Origin of the sequence: Gaiella sp., assembly GCF_035558935.1 — a bacterium.
Lineage (GTDB): Bacteria > Actinomycetota > Thermoleophilia > Gaiellales > Gaiellaceae > Gaiella.
In genome coordinates, this window is sequence record NZ_DATMBZ010000135.1 from 1 (window position 1) to 24,901 (window position 24,901).

Below are 24,901 nucleotides of genomic sequence, written 5' to 3' on the forward strand. Positions count from 1 at the left end.
CGCTCCTCCTTCTCGATCATCCAGTGGTGGCCGCCGACTCCCTGGTCGCCGCGCTTCTTGATCGTCAGACGGGTCGATTCGCGGCTCGTCATGTAGACGTGACCCGCCACCGCGTGACCCGCCTCGTGGATCGCAACAGCGCGTCGCTCGTGGGGGACGTACTCGGACCCGATCGCGGTGCCTGCGTCCAGGGTCGTGACGGCCTCGACCAGATCGTCCCAGGCGAACGCCGTGCGGCCGGTGTGGTGCGCGATGGTCAACGCCATCGAGGTCGCCTGCTCGATCATCGCGGGGGAGTATCCGCTCATGATCCGCGCGATCTCGTCGCGCCGGTTCGGAAGGTCGAGCTCCGGGTCATGGGAGACCTTCCCGATGTACAGCTCCAGGATGTCCAGCCGATCGTCCTTGGTCGGTGTCCGGAACCAGACGTGACGGCCCATGCGACCGGGACGGATGAGCGCGGGATCGAGTCGGTCGATGGGGACGTTCGTCGCGCCGATGAAGTAGATCTGATCCTTCCGAGGGCGTGCGGCCGGCAGCCGCAGCTTCGCATTGCCGATCCGGCGAGGGACGATGAAGCTCGCGTCGAGCATCGTGTTCAGCTTGCTCGTGAACGTCCGCCGCATCCATGGTGGGTTGTCGATCCCGTCCATGACGACGAGGAGCTGGTTGAGCGCGAGCCCGCCGCCCATTCCGCCCATGCCGCCGGGGAACATGAAGTTGTAGAACTGTCCGAGGCGCGCGTACATGCCGCTCGGCACGCCGTAGGACACCGGTGCGCGCTGCTCGAACAGCCGGTCGCGCCACGCCCGGGTCTCGACGATCAGGTCGCCGGAGGGGTCTCGAGAGCCCCACGGGCCGTAGAACAGAAAGTCCTCGACGTTCGCGCCGTTCGTCAGCGGAATGAACCCCTGGCCGCCCGTGCCGAGCGACTGTCGTCGCATGCCAACGGCATCGATCTCGTCGATGAAGACGATGCATTGGCCGCCCCACTTCCGGGCGAGCTTCTTGGCCCGACGTGCGAGCAGCCGGACGATGATCGCGTCGATCCCGATGAAGGTGGCGGCGAAGCCCGAGCCCGGCATCGAGATGAAGGGCGAGTTGAAGCCTGTCGCGATCGCCTTGGCGAGCATGGTCTTGCCCGTGCCCGGTGCGCCGAAGAGGAGCAGTCCCCGCTCACGCTTGCCGCCGGCGCGCTCGAACTGCTCACCGGACTGCCAGATGTCGACGACGCGCCGAACCTCCTCCTTCGCCTCGACCTGTCCGCGGACGTCCTCGAGCTTGACTCCCCACTCCGCGTCGCCCGGCTCGAACGACTGCATCTGCGACATGTTCATGAGGAGCAGGGGGCCGAACAGGATTGCGAAGTTGGCGAAGAAGAGGAAGAAGACGAAGACCGCCTGGACCCAGAGCGTGGGCGAGCTCAGGATCGTGCCGATCCCGTCGAGGATGAAGCCGACTGTGCCGAGCCACGTGCCACCCCGGAACAGCCAGACGATCGTGACGACCGTGATGAAGAGGATCACGACCTTGAACCAGAACCGCCAGAACCAAGCCCGGCGGCGCCCCACGACATCCTCCTCGCGAAGGGTCTGGCTCTCCAGTCCGAACAGGCTGGGCCACGGGATCAGCCGGCGGAAAAGGAGATCGGAGAAGCCCCGGAAGACGATGACGATGGCCAGCGTGGCGAGGAGCGCCACCCACCAGTCCCAGTTGTTCTGGTGCGTGAACCAGACGAACAGCGCGGGCGCGGTGAGGACGGCCACGACGGTGGCGGCGCGCGTCAGCTTCCGCCAGCTCTTCGCGAGCTCGAGTGAGGCCTCTCCCTGTGCGAGGGTGGCTGGACGAGGCGCGTCGATGGCCGCCATCGTTTCAGTGTACGCGGGTGCCCAAAGCGGCAGATGTTGGCGGACCGTTAAGCGCCTTCGCGGCTGCTTCCACCGCGGTGGCCTTGCCGTTGGACGCTGGTAGCGTCGGCCGCATGACACAGGCGACACTCCACACCAGCGAGGGGCCGATCGAGCTCGAGCTCTACCCGGACGAGGCCCCCAAGACGGTCGAGAACTTCACGAAGCTCGCGACCGACGGGTTCTACGACGGGCTCGCGTTCCACCGCGTGATCCCGGACTTCATGGTCCAGGGCGGCTGCCCGCAGGGCGACGGGACCGGCGGTCCCGGCTACACGTTCGAGGACGAGTTCAACGAGCACAAGGTCGCCCGCGGCGCTCTCGCGATGGCGAACGCGGGGCCGAACACGAACGGCTCGCAGTTCTTCATCGTCACTGCCGACGCGTGCCCGTGGCTCGACGGCAAGCACACCGTCTTCGGCCGAGTCACCTCCGGCCAGGACGTCGTCGACCGGATCTCGCTCGCCGACCGCGACCAGCGCGACCGGCCCCGAACCGACATCACGATCGACCGGGTGGAGCTGTCGTAGTCCGCGGCGGGAATCCGCCGAGTGGATTCCCGCCGCCTGATCCCTCGCCTGCGGCGAGGGCAGACCCCTGAAGGCGCCCGCCGACGCGGTCGCAACTGCCTCCTGGCGATCTTGCGCACCGGCGAAGCTGCGTTCGGCACGTTCTCACGCCGTTAGGCTCAGCTGCATGGAGCTGGCGGGCAAGACGGCGGTCGTCACCGGGGCGTCCTCCGGGATCGGCGCGGCAACCGTGCGGCAGCTGCGCGCGGCCGGCGTCCGGGTCGCGGGCGGCGCACGGCGGGTCGAGCGGGTCGCTGCCGACGTCGCCCTGCCGCTGGACGTCACCGACGAGGCTTCGAGCCGCGCGTTCGTGGATGCAGCGGTTGAGGCGCTCGGCGGGATCGACATCCTCTTCAACAATGCGGGGCTCGCGCTCACGCGGGTCCCGTTCGACGAGTCCACCGAGGAGGTGGAGGCGACCGTCCTCCACACGAACGTCGACGGGGTGCTGCGGATCACGCGGCTCTGCCTCCCGCACGTTCGCGACGAGGGCCACATCCTCTTCATGGGCTCGATCGCGGGGCGCCAGGCCTATCCGCACGGAGCGTCGTACATCGCCTCCAAGTTTGCCGTGCGCGGGTTCTCGTACGCGTTGCGCGAGGACCTGCTCGGCCGGCCGATCCGCGTCACGACGGTCGACGCAGGGCTCGTCGAGACGGAGTTCTCGCTCGTCCGCTTCGGCTGGGACAAGGAGAAGGCCGACGCCGTCTACGAGGGCCTCGATCCCGTCACGCCTGACGAGGTCGCGGAGTGCGTGCTCTTCGCCCTGACGCGGCCGCTGCACGTCAACCTCGACGAGATCGTGATCAAGGCGCTCGCCCAGTCGAGCGGCGCGCGGGTGGTGCGCAGGGAGCCGTAACCGCATGGCCTTGACGATCCTCGACGGCTCGACGTTCTGCATCTGCGACGAGCTGGGCGACGTCCAGGGCGGCGTGTGTGGCCTCTACGCGCACGACACGCGGTTCCTCTCGGCGCTCACGCTCACGATCAACGGAGCCCCGCCGCTCCTGCTCTCGTCCGGCCGCGTCGAGTACTTCTCGGCGGCGTTCTACTCCCGCAACCCGCTCGCCGGCGGGCTCGACCAGGACGTCCTCTCGATCGCGCGCCACCGCTTCGTCGGCGACGGGCTGCAGGACCACGTCGTGATCCGCAACGAGACCGGCGACCGGATCGCGTTCACGGTCGAGCTCGTCTTCGCAGCGGACTTCGCGGACATCATCAGCGTCAAGCAGCACGACTTCGCCCTCGGGGATCCTCTCCACGCGCCCGAGCTGCCGCCGCCCGCCGAGGCGCACTACGACGAGCGCGCGGGTCGGGTCGTCCTGGAGGAGGGCGACGGCCGCAGCGGCAGGACACAGGTCGTCCTCTCGCGCACGGGGACCGGGCGCGCCGGTGTCGTGCGGTTCCCCGTCACGCTCGCGGGACACCAGGCCTGGGACCTCCGCGTCGACGTGGCCGTCTCCCTCGACGGCGAGGTCGAGCACCCCGAGCACGTCGAGCGCCGGTTCGGCACGGAGCGCGCCCGGGTGCGGGAGGCGTTCGAGGCGTGGTCGGTGCGACTGCCGCGTCTCAAGACGACCTCCGACGAGCTCCGCCATTCGTTCGCCCAGTCCGTCGCCGACCTCGCCGCCCTCCGCCTGCGGGCCGGCGAGGGGCCGGGCCCGCTGCCCGCCGCGGGGATGCCGTGGTTCATGACGGTCTTCGGCCGCGACACGATCATCACGAGCCTCCAGACCATGCTGCTCGGGCCGGAGCTCGCGATCAACGCGCTCGAGACGCTCGCGGCGCTGCAGGCCCGGGAGGAGGACCCTACGATCGACGCCGAGCCCGGCAAGATCCTGCACGAGCTCCGGTCCGGTCGCGCCGCCGAGAAGTGGTTCGCGCGCTACTACGGCACGGTCGACGCGACACCGCTCTACCTCGTCCTTCTGTCGGAGGTGTGGCGGTGGACGGGGGACGACGACCTCGCGCGGCGCCTTCGCGCGCCCGCGCTCGCCGCCCTCGGCTGGATCGACGGGTGGGGCGACCGGGACGGCGACGGCTTCGTGGAGTACGAACGGCGCTCGGCCGGCCTCGCGAACCAGTCGTGGAAGGACTCGGGCGACTCCCAGCGCTTCCGCGACGGCCGGTTCGCCGAGCCGCCCATCGCACCCGCGGAGGTGCAGGGCTACGTCTACGACGCGAAGCTGCGCCTCGCCGAGCTCGCGCGCCGCGCGTGGGAGGACGAGCCGCTCGCCGGCCGGCTCGAGGCCGAGGCGGCGGAGCTGGCCGCCCGCTTCGACGAGGCGTTCTGGGTGCCGGAGCGGGGCGGCTACTACGCGCTCGCGCTCGACGGCGAGAAGCGACGCGTGGACGCCCTCTGCTCGAACATGGGGCATCTCCTGTGGAGCGGGATCGTGCCGGAGGCGCGCGTGGACGCGGTCGTGGACGCGTTGATGCGACACGAGGTCTGGTCGGGGTGGGGCGTGCGCACGATGTCGAAGTCGGATGCGGCCTACAGCCCGCTCAGCTACCACAACGGCACCGTCTGGCCCCACGACACCGCGCTCGCAGCCTGGGGCCTCGCGCGATACGGCCATTGGGAGCACGTGCACCGGATCGCGCGCGCGTTGCTCGAGGCGGCCGGCCACTTCGAGTGGTCGCTGCCGGAGGTCTTCGCGGGGTTCGACCGCTCGGAGACCCCGTTTCCGATCGCCTACCCGACTGCCGCCCGCCCGCAGGCGTGGGCCGCCGGCACGCCGATCCTGCTCCTGCGACTCCTGCTCGGGGTCGAGCCTGACGTCGCGGGGCGACGGCTCTCGATGCTGCCGGGGGCGGAGCCGGTCCCCGGGTTGGGCATTATCCTCGAAGGCGTCCGTGCGCTCGGAGCGACATGGGACGTGTCGTGCGGCGCCGGCGAATCGCGCATCGAGCTCCTGGAATGAGAATCGCTGTCTTGAGCCCCGTCTGGTTCCCGGTGCCGCCGGCAGGCTACGGCGGGATCGAGTGGATCGTCGCGCTTCTCGCCGACGGCCTCGTCGACGCCGGCCACGACGTCACCCTGTTCGCGTCGGGCGACTCGCACACGAAGGCGCGGCTCGACGCGGTGTACCCCGTGGCGCCGAGCGAGCGGATCGGCCACACGTACTGGGAGCTCCGTCACGCGATCAACTGCCTCGGCCGAGCCGGCGACTTCGACGTCATCTCCGACCACACGGGAATGCTCGGGCTCACGCTCGGGTCGATGGGCCCGACCCCGCTCGCGCACACCGTGCACGGGCCCCTGTCGGGCGAGCCGGGGGTGATGTATCGGCAGATCGTCGCGATGCTGCCGCATGCGGCGCTGATTGCCGTCTCCGACGACCAGCGCGAGCCGCAGCCCGACCTCCCCTGGGTCGCGACGTGTCGCAATGCGCTCGACCTGTCGGTCTACCCCTTCAGGCCGGAGCGCGGCGACTACCTCCTCTTCCTCGGGCGGATGACCGCCGACAAGGGGGCCCACCGGGCCATCGCTGTGGCGATCGAGTGCGGCCTGCCGCTCAAGCTCGCGGGGAAGTGCCGTGAGCCGCTCGAGCAGCAGTACTTCGACGACCTCGTGCGGCCGCACCTCTCCGACCGGATCGAGTACGTGGGCGAGGTCACGCACGGCGAGAAGGTCGAGCTGCTCCAACACGCCCGCGCGACGCTCTTCCCGATCGAGTGGGACGAGCCGTTCGGGCTGGTGATGATCGAGTCGATGGCCTGCGGCGCGCCGGTCATCGCGACGCGCTTCGGCGCCGTGCCCGAGGTGATCGAGGACGGCGTCACGGGCGTCATCGTCGACCGCTGGCAGGAGATGGGTGCCGCCCTCGAGCAAGCCGACGCGATCGACCCGCAGGTGCAACGGCGCGCCGTCGAGGAGCGCTTCTCGCCGCAGCGAATGGTTGCGGACTACCTGGCCGCGTACGAGGCGACGATCGAGCGCTGGGCGTAGGCTCTCCTTGGTGGCGGGCCTCAACGTCCTCGGCGAGCCGCTGGAGCCGTGCGGCTTCGCGCCATTGACCGGGTTCTGGCGCGACGGCAGCTGCCGGACGGGCGGGGAGGACGTCGGGGTCCACGCGGTCTGCGCCGTGATGACAGAGGAGTTCCTGGAGTTCAGCGCCTCGGTCGGCAACGACCTGTCCACGCCGCAGCCCGCGTTCGGGTTCGGCGGGCTCGTCCCGGGCGACCGCTGGTGCCTCTGCGCGGGCCGCTGGCAGGAGGCGTTCGAGGCGGGCCTCGCACCGCCCGTCGTGCTGGAGGCGACGCACGCGCTGGCGCTGGAGTTTTCGTCGCTCGACGACCTCCGCGCGCACGCCGCGGTGGACTAACCGCGCCGGGGGCGCAGCCGGTGCGCGACGACGTGCCGTTCCTCGAAGCCGTAGCGCAGGATGTTGCGATACGACGCACCGGGCAGGTCGTCGCGAAGCTCCCCGGTCTCGGTGACGAGCGTGCGGCAGCCCGCCCCGAGCGCGTGCTCGATCCGGGCGGCGAAAAGCGCTCCCTGGCCGCCCTTGCCGCGGTGCTCGGGCAGGGTGGCCGCGAGCCCGAAGTAGGCGGCGTCGCCCCCGACCCAGACCGCAGCGGCGCCGGCCGGCTCGTCGCCGTCGAGAGCGAGGAAGGCGGTCCAGCCCGGAAGCGAGGGCACCGCCGCAATCATGGGACGGGAGGTGTCCGGCAGCCCGTACGCGGCCGTGACGATCGCGGCCCAGGGCTCTGCCCGGCCGGCGTCGACCGGCACGACGTCGAGGGCCGTCTCAACGGGTTCGATGGGCCTGCGGCCGCGCTCGAAGAGCATCCAGCCCCAGCCCCGCTCGAGGCCACGTTCCTCGAGGAGCGCGTCGAGGCGCGGATCGGCTGACGGCGCGACGGTGACGTAGAACGCCGCGTCGTCCATCACGCAGAGCGTCCGGTCGAGCGTCTCCTCGTCGAGCTCCGAGTCGACGCCGAGCCCGACGATGCGGTTCAGCATCGGCGAGTCGGGCGCGTGCGTCGCACGCAGGCAGACGGCCTCGCCGATCGGGATCGCGTCCTCGCCGTAGATCGGGAGGTACGCGTCGAGGGAGATGCGCTCGAGCGGGTCCACGGCGCCGCGGCCTAGGGCGCGTCCGCCTGGAGAGCCTCGAGGCGCTTGCGCCAGTACCGCTCGAGGCCGAGGTAGCAGTGCCAGTAGGGGGCGGCGCGGTCGTAGGCGTCCGCCTCGTCGGGGTCGGAGGCGACGACGTCCGCCCGCGCGGCAGCGACGAAGGTCGCCTCGTCCATCCCGTGGCCGACCCGATCGGCCCAGCTGCGCATCGTCGCCCGGAGGAGGTCGAGGTGGTGCTCGACGTCGTCGAAGACGCCGAAATGGACGAGCGCGAGACGTCGCGGCGAGCGGCGCTCGATCTCGTCGAGCGTGCGCTCCCATGCGTCGAGGTCGATCTCGGGAGGCGGCGTCGGTGCGAAGACGAACCGGCCCGGCCGGATTCGCACCCCGGCAGCGTCGCCGTTGTAGAGCGTCCCGTCCTCGTGCTGGTAGGAGACCTGGTGCCAGGCATGACCGGGGGTGGGGAAGCACGCGAGCCCCGCCACCCGTTCGCCGACGACGCGGACGTTCTCCTCCGGCACCGCCACGAGCTCTCCCCACAGCTCGTCGAAGGAGTCGCCGTAGAGCCTCCGCGCGCTCGCCTCGAGCCGACTCGGATCGACGACGTGAGGCGCCCCGACCTCGGACACGTGGACCACGAGCGACGGATGCTCGCGCACGAGCGCCCCCGCCGCGCCCGCGTGGTCGAGGTGGATGTGCGACAGCAGCAGGTGCTTCACGTCGCGGAGCTCCACGCCGCGGCCCCCGAGGGCGTCGTGCAGAGCCCCGAGGCAGCTCGTCGGCCCGCAGTCGAAGAGGGCGAGGCCCTCATCGGTTTCGACCAGGTAGGCGGCGATCCGGCGCTCGTCGCCGCAGTGGAGAAGGTCGAGCGGCTCGCGGTTCACACAGAAGACGCTAGTCGGGTTAGCCGTACCACGTAGGGAGTACGCCGGGTCTACGGTCGAAAGACGCGCGATGACTTTCGAGCGGTCCGACGGTCATTGCTGCGACAACCGACAAGGGAGGCTCACATGCCCGCACCAACGATGGTCGTCGGCGCTCCGTGCTGGATCGACCTCTACAGCTCGGACACCGAGAAGGCCAGCACGTTCTACGGCGAGCTCCTCGGCTGGACGGCGCAGGCGCCCGAGGAGGGCTTCGGGGGGTACTTCATCTACACGAAGGACGGCAAGGCGGTTGCCGGCTGCATGCACAACGACGGCTCGATGGGCTACCCCGACGGGTGGGGCCTCCATCTCATGACCGACGACGTCGAGCGCACCGCGAAGGCCGCCGTCGAGCACGGCGGCTCCGTCGCGATGGGCCCGATGGAGGTCGCCGAGAACGGCAGCTCCGCGATGATCGTGGACCCGGGCGGCTCGGCCGTCGGCGCATGGCAGCCGAATCGGGTCAAGGGGTTCGAGGTCACCGGTGAGCCCGGCGCACCCGCGTGGTTCGAGCTGCACACCGGCGCCTACGACAAGGAGGTCGCCTTCTACCGCGAGGTCTTCGGCTGGGACGCCCACGTGATGAGCGACACCGAAGAGTTCCGGTACACGACTCTCGGCGAGGGCGAGCAGGCGCTCGCCGGGATCATGGACGACGCCGGAGAGCCCTCCGGCTGGAACGTCTACTTCTCCGTCGAGGACGTCGACGCCGCGCTCGAGCAGGTCGAGAAGCTCGGTGGAAAGGTCGTCGAGCCGGCCCAGGACACGCCGTACGGCCGTCTTGCGAGGGCTACCGACCCGACCGGCTCGGCGTTCCGGCTCGTCGCGAGCCCCGACGCCTGACCGCGCTCCGGTCCCGGTGCCCGGTTCCGCCGGGCGCCGGGACCGACGCTATGCGCGCGCCCGCGTCGCCGCGAGTGCTCGGTCCAGGTCGACCACGAGATCCTCGGCGGACTCGATCCCGACCGAGAGTCGGACGAGGTTGGTCGGCGCCGCGAACGGCCCCGTCGCGGTCGAGGCGTGCGTCATCCGGGCGGGATGCTCGATCAGGCTCTCGACGCCGCCGAGGCTCTCGGCCAGTGTCCACACCTCCGTGTGCGAGACGAGGTCGACTGCCTCCTCCTCGCTCTCCACGAGAAACGACATCATCCCTCCGAAGTCGCGCATCTGGCGCGCCGCGAGCTCGTGCCCGGGATGCTCGGGAAGCCCGGGCCAGAGCACCTGTGTGACACGCGGGTGAGCCTGGAGGAACGCGGCGACGACGCGGGCGTTGTAGCAGTGGCGCTCCATCCGCACCGCGAGGGTCTTGAGCCCGCGAAGCACGAGCCACGAATCGAAAGGCCCGGGCACCGCGCCCAGCGACTTCTGGAGAAACCGCAGCCGCTCGGCGATCGTCGGGTCGTTCGTCCCGGCGAAGCCGCCCACGACGTCCGAGTGGCCGCCGAGGTACTTCGTCGTCGAGTGAAGGACGATGTCCGCGCCGAGGTCGAGCGGCGTCTGGAGGTAGGGCGTTGCGAAGGTGTTGTCGACGACGAGCAGAGCGCCGACGTCCTTCGCCGCGCGTGCTACCGCCGCGATGTCGACGACGTTCAGCAACGGGTTAGTCGGCGACTCGACCCAGACGAGTCGCGCGCCCTCCACGTTCGCCGCGGCCTCGGTCGAGAGCTCGTCGGGGGTGACATACGAGAAGCGGTAGCCCTTCGGCTCGTAGACCTGCGAGAACATCCGGTACGTGCCGCCGTAGACGTCGTTGACGCAGACGACGCGGTCGCCAGGGTCGATCAGGTGCATGATCGTCGACGTCGCGCCGACGCCGGAGGCGAACGCGTGCCCGTGCGCCGCGTTCTCGAGCGACGCGAGGCATACCTCGAGAGCCGTCCGCGTCGGGTTCGCGACGCGCGCGTAGTCGTAGCCCTTGTGGACCCCGACCGCCTCCTGGGCGAAGGTCGACGTTTGGTAGATCGGCGTGATCACGGCGCCGGTCGCGGGGTCCGGCTCCTGCCCCGCGTGGATCGCCCGCGTCTCGAAGTCCATGCCCGCGATGGTACTCGCGCGGTTCAGCCCAGGCCCGTGACGCGCGCGGCCCCGAGCCACTCCGCCAGGCCCGTGAGCGCCCCGTCGAGCCGGGAGGTGTCGCCCCAGGCGCCGAGCACCTCGAGCGTGCCCGTCCGGCGGTCGAACCGGGGCTCGACGCGCCCGACGAGCCGGTCGCCGACGAGGATCGGTAGGACGTAGTAGCCGTACTCGCGCTTCGCCGCAGGGACGAACATCTCGAGGCGGTAGCGGAAGCCGAACAACGCCTCGGCGCGGTCGCGGTCGTGGATCAGGCGGTCGAACGGCGAGAGCAGCGTGACCCGGTCCGGGACCTCGCCTCCGACCGCATCCGGGTGTGCCTCCCAGCCCTCCCGCGTGGAGCGGACGCCGAGCGCGCGGAAACGGCGCGCCTCGAGCTCTCGCTGGGCAGCGCGGAGCGGGAGCGCCTCCGTGTGCGGGAGGAAGCGCTCCGCGAGATCCCAGAGCCGCTGTCCGCCGTCCCGGCCCGCGACCGCGACCTCGCCGCGAAGGTGGAGGGAGGTGAGCATCAGCCCGACCTTTCGCGGCCCGTACCAGCGGTGCCGCTCGCGTTCGCCCGCCGAACGGTCCTCGAGCTCGCGCGAGAGAAGCGGCCCGCGGCGTTCGAGCTCGCGCAGCACGTAGCGGCGGAATCCGCGGTTCTCCGCGAGGAACGAGCGCACCCAGCGCTCGGAGTTGTAGTGCGTCGAGGTTCTCCAGCGCCGCTGGAGGCCGCGCACGAGCGGAAGCGCCTCGATCGGCCAGACGAGCGCATCCCACTCGAAGAGGGCGCGCTCCCGCCAGAGGAGCCGGTCGAGCTCCGCAGGGTCGTAGCGGCTCCCGAGACGGCTCCAGAGCACGAGGTGCTGCGCCGGCGCGACGGTCGCGATCGGGTCGAGCTGGAGGAACCCGAGCCGGCGGACCGTGTCGAGGACGTTGGTCGCGGAGCCGTCGAGCAGCTGCGACCGAACCGCCATCTGCCGCGCCTCGGTCTCGTCGACGAGCCGTCCCCCAGCGGGAGGGGACGCCGCGTGCCGCCGGCCGACGGTCTCAGGCACGAAGCACCGTCTCGAGCCCGATCACGCGGCGGAGGCGGTCGAGGGCACGATCCAATGCGTCGTCGAGCCCGCCCGACGCGCGCACGCCGGGCTCCCGATGAAACGCCTTGACCACGAGCCGACCCTCCGCCCGCTCCGACTTGAGGTCGGCGCGGCCGACGACGCGGTCGCCCCGGAGCAGCGGTAGGACGTAGTAGCCGTAGCGGCGCTGCGGCGCCGGCTTGTAGACCTCGATCAGATGGTCGAAGCCGAGCACGCGCCGTGCGAACGGGCGATCCCAGAGCAGGTTGTCGAACGGGGAGAGCAGCACCGCAGCGCGAGGGGCAGGAGGGTCGAGCTCCGTGCCGGCCGCGACGAGGACGGGCGGGCCGCCGTCCTCGACGGCGTGCCGTTCGAGTGCTCCCTCGTCGACGAGCGCGTCCACGACGGGTCGCACGCGCGGAGCTCCGCCCCGGAGGCGCCAGTGCTCGACGATGCCCCGTTCCGTCAGGACTCCGCGCCCCCGCACGGCCCGGGTGACGAGCTCACGCAGCCGCTCGGGCTCCTTCGGCGTCGGCGCGTCGAGGGTCTCTGGTGGGAGAACGCGCTCGGGGAGGTCGTACAGGCGCTGGAAGCCCTGACGGCCCGCGACCACGAGCTCGCCGTGGTTCCAGAGCAGCTCGAGCATCTGCTTGGCCGGCTTCCAGCCCCACATCTCGCCCTTGCGCGCCGCTCCGTCGAAGTGGCGTGAGCCGAGCGGCCCGCGTGCACGGATCTCGTCGAGGATGTGCTCCCGCAGGTGGGGATGCGTCCGGTCGACCTCGCCGTACCACCGGCGGCCGCCGACCTGCATCGCGGGCCGGAGGAGCGGCCAGTGCTCGGCGGGCAGGAGGCAGGCCTCGTGCGCCCAGTACTCGATCAGCCTCCCGCGCGCGAGCAGGCGCGAGACCGCGTCGCGCGGAAAGTCGCCGATCCGTCCGCCGAGCGCGATCCGGTGGCTGCGGTCGACTGTCGAGATCGAGTCGAGCTGGACGCACGAGAGGCGACGCACCGCCGTTTCGACCTCGGCGGTCGTCGCGCGCCTGCCACGGGCCGCATAGCCCTGCGCCGCGACCGCGATGCGGCGGACGGCGGCCGCCGAGATGCTCGCCCTCCGCACGCTTCAGTTCTACCTGGGGTCGGCCGATGTACCTGTCACATTCTTCCGATGCGACGCTTCGTGCTCTATTCCCTCGTGGTGCTCGGGCTCGCCTACGTGGTCGGGATCCCGCTCTTCCTGGGCAACGGCGACGACTCGCTGCCGAAGGGGACCGACGCCGTGGTCGCGCTGGCGGGCTCCGACAACACGCTGCCCGCCGCGCAGCAGCTGATCGGCGGCGGCATCGCGCCGACGCTCGTCGTCTCGGCCGAGCGCAACGGCCGCGACCAGCACCGCCGCGCCCTGTGCAAGTCGAAGGCCGAGGATGTCGTCTGCATCTATGCCGGACCGTACTCGTCGACAGGCGAGGCGAAAGCCATCTCCGAGCTCGCAAAGCGTCGCAACTGGGACACGATCGTGCTCGTCGCCCCGGACTACCAGACGTTCCGCGCCGAGCGCTCGTTCCGGCGCTGTGGCTCCTTCCGGGTCGCCACGTACGGCGTCGACGAGCCGACGTGGCGGACGGCGCTCGGCATCCCCCTCGAGTGGGTGAAGCTCGCCGTCACCGAGACGGTGCGCCGGGGCTGCTGAGTTCTGAGGGCGCGCGCGGCGCTATCGTCGCTCCGTGGACGACAAGCAGCTCCGCAAGAAGCGTGACCAGGAGCTCATCGAGATCCTCAACGAGGTACGCGTCGCGCTCGCGGGCGCGAGCGTGCTCTTCGGCTTCCTCCTGATCGTCCCCTTCAGCGCGCGCTGGGACGGCGCGACCGACGCCCAGCGCACCGCCTACGTCGTCGCCTTCCTCGCGACGCTCTTGTCCGTCGTGGGGTTCATGACGCCGACCGCCTACCACCGGCTTCGCTGGCGCGAGCGCAACAAGGAGCGGATGCTGCGCGTCTCCCACGCCGGGACGATCGTCGGCATCGGCTTCCTGGCAGTCGCAATGACCGCGGCGACGTACCTCGTGATCGACGAAATGGCAAAGACGGCCGTCGCGGCCGCGGTCACCGCGGTCGCCGGGGCGGTCTTCCTCGGCGTCTGGTTCGTGCTCCCGCTCTCGACGCCCTACGACCGCTGGGACGAGGACGTCGACGAGGACGAGCTCGAGGAGCAGGGAAGCCAGCCAACCCTCGGCTCGCGCGCGCAGTAGAGGCCTGATGTGGAACGGGCGCTCCGCGCCCGAATTTCACGTCAAGCCTCCAGCTCAGCCAGGGACGTCGCCCGCGAGGATCGTCGCCAAGCGGTCGGCGTCGATGTTGCCTCCCGAGACGATGCACACGACCCGTCCCTGGCCGCCGTGGCCGGCGAGCGCCGCCGCGAGCGCGAGCGCGCCGGCACCCTCGGCGACGACGTGGGCGCGTGTCGCGAGCAGCCGGACTGCGCTCGCGACCTCGCCCGGTGAGAGCGCCACCGCCCCCGCGACGAGCGACCGGGCTCGCTCCCACATCGCCGGCAGGAGCGCCTTCGACCCTGCGCCGTCGACGAACGACGGCACGTAGTCGACGCTGACCGGCTCGCCTGCGGCGAGCGACGCCGTGAGGGGCGCGCCCGTCTCCGGTTCGCAGGCGATCACGCGGGTCGACGGCGAGACGGCCGCGAGCGCGCTCGCGATCCCGGTCGTCAGGCCGCCGCCGCCCCACGGCACCAGGACGGCGTCGATGCCGTCGAGCTCCTCGGCCAGCTCGAGCCCGATCACGCCGTTTCCGGCCATGACCCGCTCGTCGAGCACGGGATGGACGAAGAGGCCGCCCAGGCCGGGATAGGCGCCCGTCTCCATCGTCTCCCACCAGGTGTCGTAGGGCACCGCGACGACATGGCCGCCGAGGCGCTCCACGGCGTCGAGCTTCGCCCGCGGAGCGTGGTCGGGCGCCACGACCGTCGCAGGGGCTCCGAGCTCGCGTGCGACCCAGCACACGCCCTGGGCCATGTTCCCGGCGCTCGTCGTCCAGACCCCCGCGCGCCACTCGGCCGGGTCCGCCTGGCGGATCGCATTCGTCGCGCCGCGCAGCTTGAAGGAGCCGATCGGCTGGAGGCACTCGAGCTTGAGCCAGATCTCGCACGGAGCCTCGACGTCGAGCCGGACGAGCGGGGTCCGCGAGACCGTGTCGGCCGTGGTCGCGCGGGCTCGCTCGATCGCCTCGAGTGGGATCAGAAGTCGACCTCGGTGCCGATCCCGCGCTCCCGTGCCCGGTCGACGCAGAGAACCGCGGCCGCGAGGTCCTCCACCGCGATCCCGAGCGACTTGAACAGCGTCAGCTCGGTGTCGCTCCGCCTGCCGGGGTGCGTACCGGCCAGGAGCTCGCCGAGCTCGGCGCGGATGTGGTCGGGCCCGATGCCGCGCTCCTCGACGGCACGGAGATAGTCGCCGGATTCGTTCACGGTCGACTCGCGTCGGTCGACGAAGAGCGAGGCGTCCGCCACGACGTCGGCGTCGAGCTCCCGCGCCGACGCGACCGACGAGCCGACCGCGTTGATGTGCGCCCCGGGCGCGAGCCACGAGCGGCGGACGAGCGGCTCGCGTGAGGCGGTGCACGTGCAGACGACGTCGGCCCTGTCGAGCGCCTCCTCGACCGTGTCGCACGGGAGGCCATGGGCCTCGAGCGCCAGCGCTTCGGCGTGCTCCGGGGTACGGCTCCAGACACGGAGCTCGAGATCCGGGATCACGGTGCGCATCGCCTGGGCGTGCGAGCGCCCCTGCACGCCTGCGCCGAGGATCGCCACGTGCCGGGCACCTGGACGCGCGAGGAGCCTCGTCGCCGCTCCGGAAACCGCGGCCGTCCTGATCTCGGTGACAGCCGAAGCGTTGAGGATCGCCCGGAGCACACCCGTGACGCCGTCGTGGAGCAGCACCGTTCCCTGATGCGGGTCGAGCCCGCGCCCGCTGTTGGCGGGGGCGACGACGATCTCCTTGAGCGCGAAGACCGGATCGGTGCCGCCGCGATAGGCGGGCATGAGCCCCATCAGCGCCTCTCCCGGCGGGACGAAGATCGAGCGCAGCGGGAGGGAGAGCTCGTCCCGCGCGAGTGCCGCGAGCACGTCCTCCATCGCCGCGATGCACGACTCCATGTCGAGCACCTCGCGGACGTCGGCCTCGGTGAGCAGGAGCGCGGTCACGCGAACAGCGCTCCGATCGAGGCCCGTTCCTCCGTGTCGAGCGTGACGTCCAGCGCTTCGGCGACGGGCGCGAGTTGCGCGACCGTGTTCGGCCCGACCACCACTGCCGTGACCTCCGGCACGTGGAGCAGCCAGGCGACCGCCAGCGCGGCCATCGAGACGTCGCGGTCGGCCGCCGCGCGCTCGAACGCCTCGAGCGCGTCGAATGTCGGGCCCGACCGGTAGTGCTCCGATCCCTCGGGTCGCACGGTCATCCGCGAGCCCGGCGGCGGCTCCTCGCCGCGGCGGTACTTGCCGGTCAGCCAGCCCCCGGCGAGCGGGGCGAACGGCGTGAAGCCGAGCCCGTGCTCGTGGCAGAGGGGAAAGATCGTCTCGCGGTCCCCTTGCTCGAGCAGCGAGAAGGCGTTCTGCACCCACTCGTAGCGCGTCAGGCCCTCGAGCGCCGAGATCTCGAGGGCCTCCGCGAGCTGCTCGGCGCTGAAGTTCGAGGCGCCGACCGCTCCGACCGTCCCGTGCCGGACGAGCTCGTCGAACGCCGTGAGCGTCTCCTCCTGCGGGACGTCGGGGTCGAAGGCATGCGCCAGGTAGAGCGGAATGCGCTCCACGCCGAGCCGGCGCAGGCTCGACTCGACCTGCCGGCGGATCCGTGCCGCTCCGAGACCCCGGTCGCCGCCGTCCTCCATCGGGTTGAACGTCTTCGTTGCGATCACGACGCGGTCGCGGACGTCGGCCCCCTTCGTGGCGAGCCACGCGCCGATGTACTCCTCGCTGCGCCCGCCGCCGTACGCGTCGGCGGTGTCGAGGGTCGTGATCCCGAGGTCCCACGCGGCGTCGAGGAGCCGCAACGCGTCGTCGCGTGAGGTTCCCTGGCCGAACAGCCGCGGCGCCGAGCCGACGCCGCCGAAGTTGCCGCAGCCGAGGATCACGTGCGAGACCGCGACGCCGCTCCGGCCGAGTGCCCGCTGCTCCACGCGCCGATCGTACGCAGGCGGCGCGCCCGACGGCCGCATAGGGTTGGCCCCGCGGACGACGAACACCGGTCGATGTGAGCAGCGACGGGGCCCACACCGCGTGGCAGGAGGCACGGCGCGAGGCTGCGCCCTTCGCCGCGATCATCCTCGGCGCGAATGTCGCGCTCGCCCTCGTCAGCCGGCGGGCGGGATGGGAGCTGTTCGGGTCCGACAACTGGTGGATCTGGCTCGTGATCAGCGCGCCGTCCGCCGTCCTCGTCGCGACGTTCTGGATCGGTCCCGGGCGCATGGGGCTCGGGGAGCGCCGACGCGAGCTCGCGATCGGCCTGCTCGCCTTCCTCTGGCTCGGGACCATCGCGGGGATCACGTGCGTGATCGTGTCGCTCATGCACTGGCGCCCGAGTGGAGGCCAGCTGCTGCTCAGCGCGGCGGTCGTGCTCCTCACGAACGTGATCACGTTCTCGCTCGTCTTCTGGGAGCTCGACAGCGGCGGACCGGTGCAGCGCGCACTTGCTGCGTCGCGCATCCGGCCGGACTTCCAGTTCCCGCAGGACGAGAACCCGCAGCTCGCGCCCCGGACGTGGGCGCCGGCGCTCCTCGACTACGTGTACGTCTCCGTGACGAACTCGATCGCGTTCAGCCCCACCGATGCAATGCCGCTCACGCACCGAGCGAAGCTCTTCATGGGGCTCGAGGCCGGGGTCTCCGCGGTGACGGTCGTCGTCGTCGCCGCACGCGCGATCAACATCCTCGGCACCTAACGCCGCTCCCGGCGCCAGACGAGCCGCAGCCCCGACCACGTGCCGTCGATCGCCGCGACCTTCGTGTCGACGAGCCCGAGCGGGAGCGCGACGTCGCGCACGGCGTCCTCCGTCATGTCCGTCGGCACCTTCGACGCCCGCTTGGGCCACGCGATCCAGAGCAGCCGATCGGGGTGGATTGCCCCGGCGAGCTCGCCGAGGCGCTCCTCGAGCTCCGCCCGCGCCGTCACGAAGCAGACGACGACGTCGGCCTCGGCGGGCCGGTCGACGCGACGGGCGCCCGGCGGGAGCGGGGAGAGGAGCTCGTCGACGTGACCGGGATCGGCGACGACCGCGTACGAGCAGCCCTCGCCGATCCCGAGCTTGCGTGCGAGTGGCGTCGCCGAGTAGCCGTGGGTCAGAGCTGCACCGAGCCGTCGGCGTCGAGCGTCCAGTGTGGGTTGTGCGCCACCTCCCACGGGTGGCCGTCCGGATCGACGAACACGCCCGAGTAGCCGCCCCAGAACGTCTCGGCGGGCGCGCGCGCGATTCGCGCTCCGGCGGCCCGGGCCTCCTCGATCACCGCGTCGACTTCGACGGGAGAGCGGACGTTGTGGGCGAGGGTGATGCCGCCCCAGCCGCCCGGGTCGTCGACGCCGCTGTCCTCGCGCAGCGCGTCGCGCGACCACAGCGCGACGACCATGCAACCCGCCTGGAAGAAGTGGACGTCGTCCGGGCCCGAGACGGGCGTCCAGCCGAGTCCCTCGTAGAACCGCCGCGCCGCCTCGAGGTCGGCCACGCCGAGCGTCACGAGGCTGAGTCGCTGCTCCATGTCTCGATCATGCCACCCGCCGGCTCCACGGCGGTCGCGGCGAAGGCACGGTAGGCGGGCCCGAGCGCGTCGGCCAGGTCACGGCCGCCGACGCGGATCCCACTTCGCCCGAGGCGCTTGACAACGGCCCCGGGTGGAAGCGCGCGGTGCGGCCGCGGAGGGGGCAGCTCGCCGGCCGACCAGGGATCGCCGCTCCGGGAGGCCGGCGGCGCGACGGGCTCGCAGCCGCGCCAGCGCAGGAGGAGCGACGGGTCGCCGTCGATCGCGTCGGCGAGGACGAACGCCAGCGCGGCGACGTGCTTGCAGACGGCCGAGCGCTCGCGGTCGGGGCACGTGCACGACGTGCGGATCCGCCGCGTGGGCGGGACGAGCGGCTCCTGGAGCTCCGTCTCCAGGTGGTGCACGAGGTGGACCGACTGCTGCGCGCCCTCGACGCCGTGCTCGAGCCCTCGGCGGCTGCGCGCCGCACGGACGGCGTCGGCCCATGTCGCGGGAGGAAACGGCGCCGTCTCGAGGGAGACCGCGTATCGCGAGCCGCCCGAGCCGCTCACGCGGGCACGAACCACGCCCTCTGCGACGCTCACGTCCGAGACTGCGCCGGCCCGCGCGAGCTCGCGACCGCGCTCCGCACGCGTAGAGCTCTCGTCCGGGACGATCGTGGACGCGAGGAGCCGCGCCCACGGCCCGAGCCCGATGCGGAAGCCGCCGCCGTCGACCTCGATCGGCGCGCCGCCTGCGAGCACCAGCTCGTTCACGGGGACGCCTCGATCGCCTCGGGCGCGAGCGCGACCGCGGCACGGATCGCGTCGAGGTCGAGCTCCGACAGCCAGTCGTCGGCCCGCGCCGCCATCACGTCGTCGGCGAGCTCGCGCTTCGCGTCCAGCAGCGCATCGATCCGCTCCTCGAGCGTCGCGGTGCAGACGAGGCTCGACACGAAGACCGGCTTGCGCTGGCCGAGGCGGTGGACGCGGTCGGTCGCCTGCTGCTCGACGGCGGGGTTCCACCAGCGGTCGAAGTGGACGACGTGGTTCGCCGCGGGCAGGTTGAGGCCGCGCCCGCCGGCCCGGAGGGACACGACCATGGCGCCCGGGCCGCGATCCGACTCGAACCGCGCGACGAGCTCCTCCCGGGCCCGGGCCGAGAGACCGCCGTGGAAGAAGCCGACCTCGCGACCGAGTCGCGTCGCCAGGTGGGACGCGAGCCGCCCGAAGCCCGGATACTGCGTGAACACGAGCGCCTTGTCGTCTTCCGGCACGGCGGCGAGCAGCTCGACGAGACGCTCGAGCTTCCCGGAGCGGCCTTCGAGCGCGCGACCGGTCGGGACGACCAGCTCGGGGTGGTTGCAGACCTGCTTGAGCTGGCCGAGCATCGCGAGGACCGCGCCGCGCCGGTCGAAAGCCCGCTCGTGGGTCTCGATGCGAGGCAGCCAGCGGTCGACGGTGGCCCGGTAGAGGCTTGCCTGCTCCACCGTGAGGTGGCACGGGACCTTCGTGATCGTGATCGGAGGGAGGTCGAGGTCGACCTCCGGCGCGTCCTTCGCGCGACGCAGCACGAACGGCCCCACCAGCGCGCGAAGCCGCTCGAGCGCCAGCGGGTCCCGCCGTGTCTCGATCGGGCGGGCCAGCGTCCGCTCGAACGCCTGGAGCGACCCGAGCAGGCCCGGGTTGACGAGGTCCATGATCGCCCAGAGCTCGCCGAGCCGGTTCTCGATCGGCGTCCCCGTGAGCGCAAGCGCCCGCCGGCGCGGGATGCGACGCAGCGCGCGGTGTCGTTTCGTCCGGGGGTTCTTGGCGTCCTGTGCCTCGTCGAGCAGAAGCCGGTCCCAGACGATCCGCCCGAGGAGCGCGACGTCGCGGGTCGCCACGTCGTACGACGTCACGACCACGTCGCTCGCCCGCGCGGCCGCGAGGAAGGCCGTCTCGCGCAGGCGCGTCGGACCGTGGTGGAGGTGGACGCGGAGGGTCGGGGCGAACCGGGCGATCTCGCGGGCCCACTGCTGCGCGACGCTCATCGGGCAGACGACGAGCGTCGGCCCGACCTCGCCGTCGGTGTCCTGCCGCTCGGAGACGAGCGTCGCAATCGCCTGGACGGTCTTGCCGAGGCCCATGTCGTCGGCCAGGATCCCGCCGACGCCCAGGTCGCCGAGCAGCCGCAGCCAACCGTGTCCCCGCTCCTGGAACGGGAAGAGCTCGTGCGTCAGGCCGGCGGGCGTCGCGAGGGAGCGGTAGCGACGCTCGGAGGTGTCCGCGAGGAGCGCTTCCAAGCCTGCGTCGAGCCTGACCTCGCCGAGCTCCACGCCCGCCTCGTCCGTCTCGATGCCGGACACCGCGCGGACGAGCTCGACCACGCCGGCGCCGCGGCCGCGTCCGTCGAGGAAGCGGAGCGCGCGCTCGACCTCGCCGGCGCGAAGCGCATGCCACTTGCCGCGCAACCGGACGAGCGGCTCCTTGGCGGCCGCGAGCGCCCGCAGCTCGTCCTCTGTCAGCTCGACGTCACCGATCGCGACCCGCCAGTCGAACGACGCAATCGCGTCGCGGGTGAGGAGGCCGCTCGAGACGGCCGGAGACTGCGTCGCGACGAGGTTGACCCGGACGCGGGTGGCCGACGCGACCCAGGCGCGGGGAAGATGAACCGGGACGCCTAGCTCCTCGAGCTGTGGCATCGCCTGCCGCAGGAACGTCCGCACAGCGTCCGAGTCGAGCTCGATCGGCGTCGTCGGGTCATCGCCGAGCGAGATCCCCGCGCCCGAGAGGATCGGCTCGATCGTGGCGAGGCGGCGCTCGAGCGCGCGGTGTGGATCGCTGTCGCGAAGGAAGCCGAACACGTCGTCCGCGCCGTCCTCGAGCAGCGACGCGGGGAGCGCGAGGGTCGGGTCGTCGGCCGCCTCGAGCCACAGCTCGAGCACGACCGGGGTCGCCGCGTCCTCGGTCCGCGCTACGCCTTCGTCGCCCTCGTCGAGTCGCAACCCGACGTTCCACGGGGCGCGCGAGCGGTGCGCGAGGCCGCCGTCCACCCACGCGCCGAGCCGACGCTCGAGCGCGGGATACCCGGACGCCGGGGGCAGCTCCGGCGACGCCGCCGCGAGCCCGGCGAGGAAGTGCTCGGTCGCCCCCGCCGCACGGGGCGAGGGGACGGCGAGCGCGGCGCGCGCGCTGCGGAGCGCCTGCCGGGCGAGCTCGTCGAGCGCGCAGCCGTAGAGGTCGTACACGAACGCCCGCGTGTCGCCGTCGAACGCGTCCGCCGCGGCGGCCGGGGCCGCATGGGCGATCGCGTCGAGCTCGTCGCGGACGTGCTCGTCCAGCGTTGCTCCCCAGAGCGCATGCCAACGCCCGTCGGCCGCCTCGAGATGGGGATGGACGAGCCCCGCCGCCACCGACCGTCGTGCGACCCCGATGACCGCGAGCACCGTGCGCGCCGTCCCACCGAGGTCGAGCCCGCCGTCGGCCGGGGCGGCGAGCGAGAGCAGCTCGTCGAGCTCGATCCGCCGACCCGCGGCGGTCTGTCCCGCGTGGGCGATCTCGACGACCGCGGGCAGCCCCGCGTCCAGCGCCCCGGCAGAGAGCCCACCGTCCGGCTCGCGCACCACCAGGCAGGCGCCTGCGTCGTCCTGCCAGAGGATCTCGAGGGTCGCGCGGTCGGGCTTCGGGGAGGCGAGGGCGGGCTCGGACACGAACCCGTAAGCATAGGTGCGACGGCTGACGCCGGGCCGACCCGCGGAAGGCTAGGAGCCGGAGACGAATGCGGCCACGTCGCGGATCTCCTGCGCCGTGAGCTTGTCCTTGAAGGACGGCATGGCACCGCCGCCGTTCGTCACCTGCGTCACGACCGCGTCGTAGGACGGCGCGGCGTCGTCGAGATTCGGCCCGACGCTTCCCGTCGAGCCCGCGGCTTCGAACGTGTGGCAGCCGCCGCACCCCGCCGACGCGTACACCGTCTTGCCGCTTGCGGCGTCTCCCGCCTGCCCGGCGGTCGTCTCCGTCGTCACGGGGGTCGGCTCGGCGGTGCCCGAGTTGTCGTCGCCGCCGCACCCCGCCGCGACGAGGGCGAGCGCGCCGGCGAGCGCCAGGAGTGCGATCCGTGCGCGCATGAACGCGTTTCTTACCCGGGCGGACGGGCAGCGCAAACCGCGCTACGACAGGCGCACGACGGTCGCGCCGTCCGCGGAGTCGGGCTCGTGGGAGGAGACGAGCGGGTGCCGCGCGAGCTCGTCGCGAACTGCGGTGCGGATCGCGCCGGTGCCGCGGCCGTGGATCACGCGGAGCTCGTCACGTCCGGCGAGGGAGGCCGCATCGACGAAGCTCCGCACGGCCTCGCGTGCCTCCTGCGCCGTCCGTCCCCGCAGGTCGAGCTCCGACGGCGCATGGGTAGGAGTCGGCGCGCGCACAGTGACCCCCTCTTCGGGCGGTCCGTCCGCCTGCGCGTCGGGATCCGGCCGAAGACGCGCGACCGGCACGCGAACGCGGAGACCGCCGCGCCCGACGACGACGGCGTCCTCGCGCACGATCTCGTCGATCGTCCCACGGACGCCGAGCGCGGGAGCGATCACCGGATCGCCGGGTGCGAGCGGCACGGTGACGGGAAGCGGCTCTTCGGCATCGCGCAGGGCGCGTCCGACGTGGGCGGCACGCTCCGACGCGGCGCCGAGGCGACGGTCGCGCTCACGCTCCTTCGCGAGCGCCTTGGGAGTCGTCGCCCGTCGCCGCTCCCGCTCCAGGCGCCGCGCGGCGCGGATCTCGGCGCGAAGGGCGTCCAGCTCCGCCTTCGTCCCGGCGAGCTCGCGCTCCGCCGCCGCGAGCGTGCGCTCGCGCTCGGCCTGCGCCGATGCCCGAACCCGATCGATCTCCTGCTCGAGCTCCGTGACGCGGGCCTCTGCGGCCCGCCGCGCCTCCTCGGCGGCGGAGCGCGCGTCGGCCGCCTGCTCCCGCTCCACGGCCGCCCGCTCCTCGGCGCTCTCCGCCTCGGCGAGCAGCTCCGCGATACGCAGGCGCTCGGGCGCGACGTGAGAGCGGGCGTCGTCGACGAGCTCCGGCGGGAGCCCCAGCCGGGCCGCGATCCGGAGCGCGTGCGACGTCCCCGGGCGCCCGAGGGCGATGCGGTAGAGCGGCTCCTCCGTTTCCGCGTCGAAGCCAGTCGCAGCGTTCGCGACGCCGGCCGTCGCGCTGGCCCACTCCTTCAGCTCGGAGTAGTGGCTCGTCACGACCGTGAGCCGCGCCTGTGTGGTGAGTCGTTCGAGCAGCGCCCGGGCCAGTGCCGCGCCCTCGACCGGGTCGGTTCCCGCGGCGAGCTCGTCGAGCAGCACGAGCGACCGGTCGGTCGCGCGCTCGAGGATCGACACGAGATTGCGCACGTGCCCGGAGAACGTCGAGAGGCTCATCGCGATCGACTGCTCGTCGCCGATGTCGGCGAGCACCTGGTCGAAGACAGGCAGCTCCGCGTGGTCGGCCGGCGGGCGCAGCCCGCACTGATGCAGGAGCGCGAGGAGACCGAGCGTCTTCAGCGCCACGGTCTTGCCGCCGGTGTTCGGGCCGCTGATCACCACCGCCCTGAGCTCGCCGGGCGCGAGGTCGATCGGCACGGCGGCCGCCGGGTCGAGAAGCGGATGCCGGGCGCCTCGCAGTACGACGCAGTGACCCCGTGCGACCGGTGTCCCGCGCCACCGGCGCGAGAGAATGCCGCAGGCGAGGGCGAGATCGAGCTCTGCGACGGCTCCCACGAGGCCCACGACCGGCTCCGCCCGAGCTCCGACCGTCGTCGACAGCTCGCGCAGGATCCGCGCTACCTCCTCGCGCTCCGCGCTCTCCGCCTCGCGCAGCCGGTTGGAGTCATCGACGACCGCAAACGGCTCGACGAACAGCGTCTGCCCGGAGCCGGAGCTGTCGTGCACGATCCCCGGCACCGCCCCCCGCGCGGACGCGCGGAGCGCGAGCACCGGCCGTCCGGCCCGTTCGGTGACGAAGTCCTCCGAGAGGTGCTCGCGCAGCGACGGGTCGCGGGCGAGCGCTCGGAGCCGCTCTGCGATCCGGCCGCGGCCCTCCCGCAGCTCGCGGCGAAGCCGCCGGAGAGCGGGCGAGGCGCCGTCCCGCAGATCCGACCCGTCGTCCTCCACCGCGCGGCGGATCGGCTCGGAGACCTGGCCGAGAGACGTCTCGATGCGACGCACGAGCTCACGCAGGCCGGGCACGTCGACGGGCTCGACCGCCGCACGCGCAGCGATCGCGGCGTCGATCGAGACGGCGATCGCCCACAGCGTCGCGGTGTCGAGGGTGCTCCCGCGTGCGGCGACCTCGACCGCGTGCCGTACGTCCCGCACCTCGGCGAGCTCGGGCTCCGCCGACTCCTCGAGGAGCCGGACGGTCTCGGTCGTGAGCGCCTGACGCCGCCCGACCTCGTCGACGTCGGCGGCCGGCTCGAGCGCGAGGCAGCGGTGCTTCCCCGGCTCGCTCGCCGCGACGGCCGCGAGGCGCTCGAGGATCTCTGGGAGCTCGAGCAGCTCCAGGGCCCGCGGATCCATCGAGGCAGTGTAGGAGGGCCG

At 72.3% G+C, this 24,901-nt stretch carries 24 protein-coding genes; 9 read left to right on the top strand and 15 right to left on the bottom strand.

Translation table 11 applies throughout. From position 1 onward, the window contains the following. A partial coding sequence (locus tag VNM44_RS13000; protein ID WP_325626312.1) for an AAA family ATPase occupies positions 1 to 1,868 on the bottom strand: 1,868 nt, incomplete at its 3' end. A gap of 113 nt (positions 1,869 to 1,981) precedes the next feature. Here VNM44_RS13000 and VNM44_RS13005 point away from each other — a divergent pair. The 5 genes from VNM44_RS13005 (at position 1,982) to VNM44_RS13025 (ending at position 6,804) form a co-directional block, all read left to right on the top strand. Beyond that, positions 1,982 to 2,437 (top strand): peptidylprolyl isomerase, encoded by a 456-nt coding sequence (locus VNM44_RS13005; RefSeq protein WP_325626313.1) that lies wholly within the window; start codon positions 1,982 to 1,984, stop codon positions 2,435 to 2,437. A gap of 166 nt (positions 2,438 to 2,603) precedes the next feature. Next, positions 2,604 to 3,335: an SDR family NAD(P)-dependent oxidoreductase gene (locus tag VNM44_RS13010; protein ID WP_325626314.1), complete on the top strand. Its 732-nt coding sequence runs from the start codon at positions 2,604 to 2,606 to the stop codon at positions 3,333 to 3,335. A 4-nt stretch (positions 3,336 to 3,339) separates the two neighbouring features. Further along, entirely contained in the window at positions 3,340 to 5,400 is a 2,061-nt protein-coding gene (locus VNM44_RS13015; protein ID WP_325626315.1) for a glycogen debranching N-terminal domain-containing protein, read from the top strand. An 11-nt stretch (positions 5,401 to 5,411) separates the two neighbouring features. Beyond that, positions 5,412 to 6,428 (top strand): glycosyltransferase family 4 protein, encoded by a 1,017-nt coding sequence (locus VNM44_RS13020; protein WP_325626316.1) that lies wholly within the window; start codon positions 5,412 to 5,414, stop codon positions 6,426 to 6,428. Between the two features lie 7 nt (positions 6,429 to 6,435). Next, positions 6,436 to 6,804, top strand: coding sequence for a DUF2237 domain-containing protein (locus tag VNM44_RS13025; RefSeq protein ID WP_349258042.1), 369 nt, complete (start codon positions 6,436 to 6,438; stop codon positions 6,802 to 6,804). On the opposite strand, the gene VNM44_RS13030 is transcribed toward VNM44_RS13025, so the two are convergent. Continuing rightward, a complete protein-coding gene (locus tag VNM44_RS13030; RefSeq protein ID WP_325626318.1) occupies positions 6,801 to 7,559 on the bottom strand; it encodes a GNAT family N-acetyltransferase in 759 nt (252 codons plus the stop codon). The genes VNM44_RS13025 and VNM44_RS13030 overlap by 4 nt on opposite strands. 11 nt (positions 7,560 to 7,570) lie before the next feature. After that, a complete protein-coding gene (locus VNM44_RS13035; protein WP_325626319.1) occupies positions 7,571 to 8,443 on the bottom strand; it encodes an MBL fold metallo-hydrolase in 873 nt (290 codons plus the stop codon). A gap of 126 nt (positions 8,444 to 8,569) precedes the next feature. On the opposite strand from VNM44_RS13035, the gene VNM44_RS13040 reads away from it, so the two are divergent. Continuing rightward, entirely contained in the window at positions 8,570 to 9,328 is a 759-nt protein-coding gene (locus tag VNM44_RS13040; RefSeq protein ID WP_325626320.1) for a VOC family protein, read from the top strand. A 48-nt stretch (positions 9,329 to 9,376) separates the two neighbouring features. Here the strand turns inward: VNM44_RS13040 and VNM44_RS13045 are convergent, their stop codons facing one another. From VNM44_RS13045 to VNM44_RS13055, 3 genes are read right to left on the bottom strand one after another with little or no spacing between them, the layout of a single operon-like run. Next, positions 9,377 to 10,519, bottom strand: coding sequence for a cystathionine gamma-synthase (locus VNM44_RS13045; RefSeq protein ID WP_325626321.1), 1,143 nt, complete (start codon positions 10,517 to 10,519; stop codon positions 9,377 to 9,379). A 23-nt stretch (positions 10,520 to 10,542) separates the two neighbouring features. Further along, positions 10,543 to 11,595 (bottom strand): DNA glycosylase AlkZ-like family protein, encoded by a 1,053-nt coding sequence (locus VNM44_RS13050; protein ID WP_325626322.1) that lies wholly within the window; start codon positions 11,593 to 11,595, stop codon positions 10,543 to 10,545. Continuing rightward, on the bottom strand, positions 11,588 to 12,733 hold the full coding sequence (locus VNM44_RS13055; RefSeq protein ID WP_325626323.1) for a winged helix-turn-helix domain-containing protein: 1,146 nt from the start codon (positions 12,731 to 12,733) through the stop codon (positions 11,588 to 11,590). Before VNM44_RS13055 ends, VNM44_RS13050 begins: the two co-directional genes overlap by 8 nt. A 48-nt stretch (positions 12,734 to 12,781) precedes the next feature. Here VNM44_RS13055 and VNM44_RS13060 point away from each other — a divergent pair, with 48 nt between their 5' ends. Both VNM44_RS13060 and VNM44_RS13065 read left to right on the top strand, forming a co-directional pair. Further along, positions 12,782 to 13,303 (top strand): hypothetical protein, encoded by a 522-nt coding sequence (locus VNM44_RS13060; protein WP_325626324.1) that lies wholly within the window; start codon positions 12,782 to 12,784, stop codon positions 13,301 to 13,303. Between the two features lie 34 nt (positions 13,304 to 13,337). After that, entirely contained in the window at positions 13,338 to 13,862 is a 525-nt protein-coding gene (locus VNM44_RS13065) for a DUF6328 family protein (protein ID WP_325626325.1), read from the top strand. Between the two features lie 54 nt (positions 13,863 to 13,916). Here VNM44_RS13065 and VNM44_RS13070 read toward each other — a convergent pair whose 3' ends face one another. The 3 genes from VNM44_RS13070 to VNM44_RS13080 are packed head-to-tail and all read right to left on the bottom strand — an operon-like array spanning position 13,917 to position 16,797. Continuing rightward, a complete protein-coding gene (locus tag VNM44_RS13070) occupies positions 13,917 to 14,912 on the bottom strand; it encodes a threonine ammonia-lyase (RefSeq protein ID WP_325626343.1) in 996 nt (331 codons plus the stop codon). Next, positions 14,861 to 15,826 carry an ornithine cyclodeaminase family protein gene (locus VNM44_RS13075; RefSeq protein ID WP_325626326.1) on the bottom strand — a complete coding sequence of 322 codons (966 nt, stop codon included), beginning with the start codon at positions 15,824 to 15,826 and terminating at the stop codon, positions 14,861 to 14,863. Before VNM44_RS13075 ends, VNM44_RS13070 begins: the two co-directional genes overlap by 52 nt. Further along, entirely contained in the window at positions 15,823 to 16,797 is a 975-nt protein-coding gene (locus VNM44_RS13080; protein ID WP_325626327.1) for an aldo/keto reductase, read from the bottom strand. Before VNM44_RS13080 ends, VNM44_RS13075 begins: the two co-directional genes overlap by 4 nt. A 74-nt stretch (positions 16,798 to 16,871) precedes the next feature. On the opposite strand from VNM44_RS13080, the gene VNM44_RS13085 reads away from it, so the two are divergent. After that, on the top strand, positions 16,872 to 17,558 hold the full coding sequence (locus VNM44_RS13085; RefSeq protein ID WP_325626328.1) for a hypothetical protein: 687 nt from the start codon (positions 16,872 to 16,874) through the stop codon (positions 17,556 to 17,558). Here VNM44_RS13085 and VNM44_RS13090 read toward each other — a convergent pair. Genes VNM44_RS13090 through VNM44_RS13115 form a run of 6 tightly spaced genes read right to left on the bottom strand, consistent with a single transcriptional unit; the run spans position 17,555 to position 24,880 of the window. Beyond that, positions 17,555 to 18,016 (bottom strand): hypothetical protein, encoded by a 462-nt coding sequence (locus tag VNM44_RS13090; protein WP_325626329.1) that lies wholly within the window; start codon positions 18,014 to 18,016, stop codon positions 17,555 to 17,557. The genes VNM44_RS13085 and VNM44_RS13090 overlap by 4 nt on opposite strands. Next, the gene (locus VNM44_RS13095) at positions 17,956 to 18,369 is read right to left on the bottom strand and encodes a VOC family protein (RefSeq protein WP_325626330.1); all 414 of its coding nucleotides are present in this window, start codon (positions 18,367 to 18,369) and stop codon (positions 17,956 to 17,958) included. The genes VNM44_RS13090 and VNM44_RS13095 overlap by 61 nt, the downstream gene beginning before the upstream one ends. After that, entirely contained in the window at positions 18,345 to 19,124 is a 780-nt protein-coding gene (locus tag VNM44_RS13100; RefSeq protein WP_325626331.1) for a hypothetical protein, read from the bottom strand. Before VNM44_RS13100 ends, VNM44_RS13095 begins: the two co-directional genes overlap by 25 nt. Beyond that, positions 19,121 to 22,039, bottom strand: coding sequence for a DEAD/DEAH box helicase (locus VNM44_RS13105; protein ID WP_325626332.1), 2,919 nt, complete (start codon positions 22,037 to 22,039; stop codon positions 19,121 to 19,123). The genes VNM44_RS13100 and VNM44_RS13105 overlap by 4 nt, the downstream gene beginning before the upstream one ends. Positions 22,040 to 22,090: 51 nt before the next feature. Next, positions 22,091 to 22,456: a c-type cytochrome gene (locus VNM44_RS13110; protein ID WP_325626333.1), complete on the bottom strand. Its 366-nt coding sequence runs from the start codon at positions 22,454 to 22,456 to the stop codon at positions 22,091 to 22,093. Between the two features lie 42 nt (positions 22,457 to 22,498). Beyond that, positions 22,499 to 24,880 (bottom strand): endonuclease MutS2, encoded by a 2,382-nt coding sequence (locus tag VNM44_RS13115; RefSeq protein ID WP_325626334.1) that lies wholly within the window; start codon positions 24,878 to 24,880, stop codon positions 22,499 to 22,501. Positions 24,881 to 24,901: the final 21 nt, after the last annotated feature.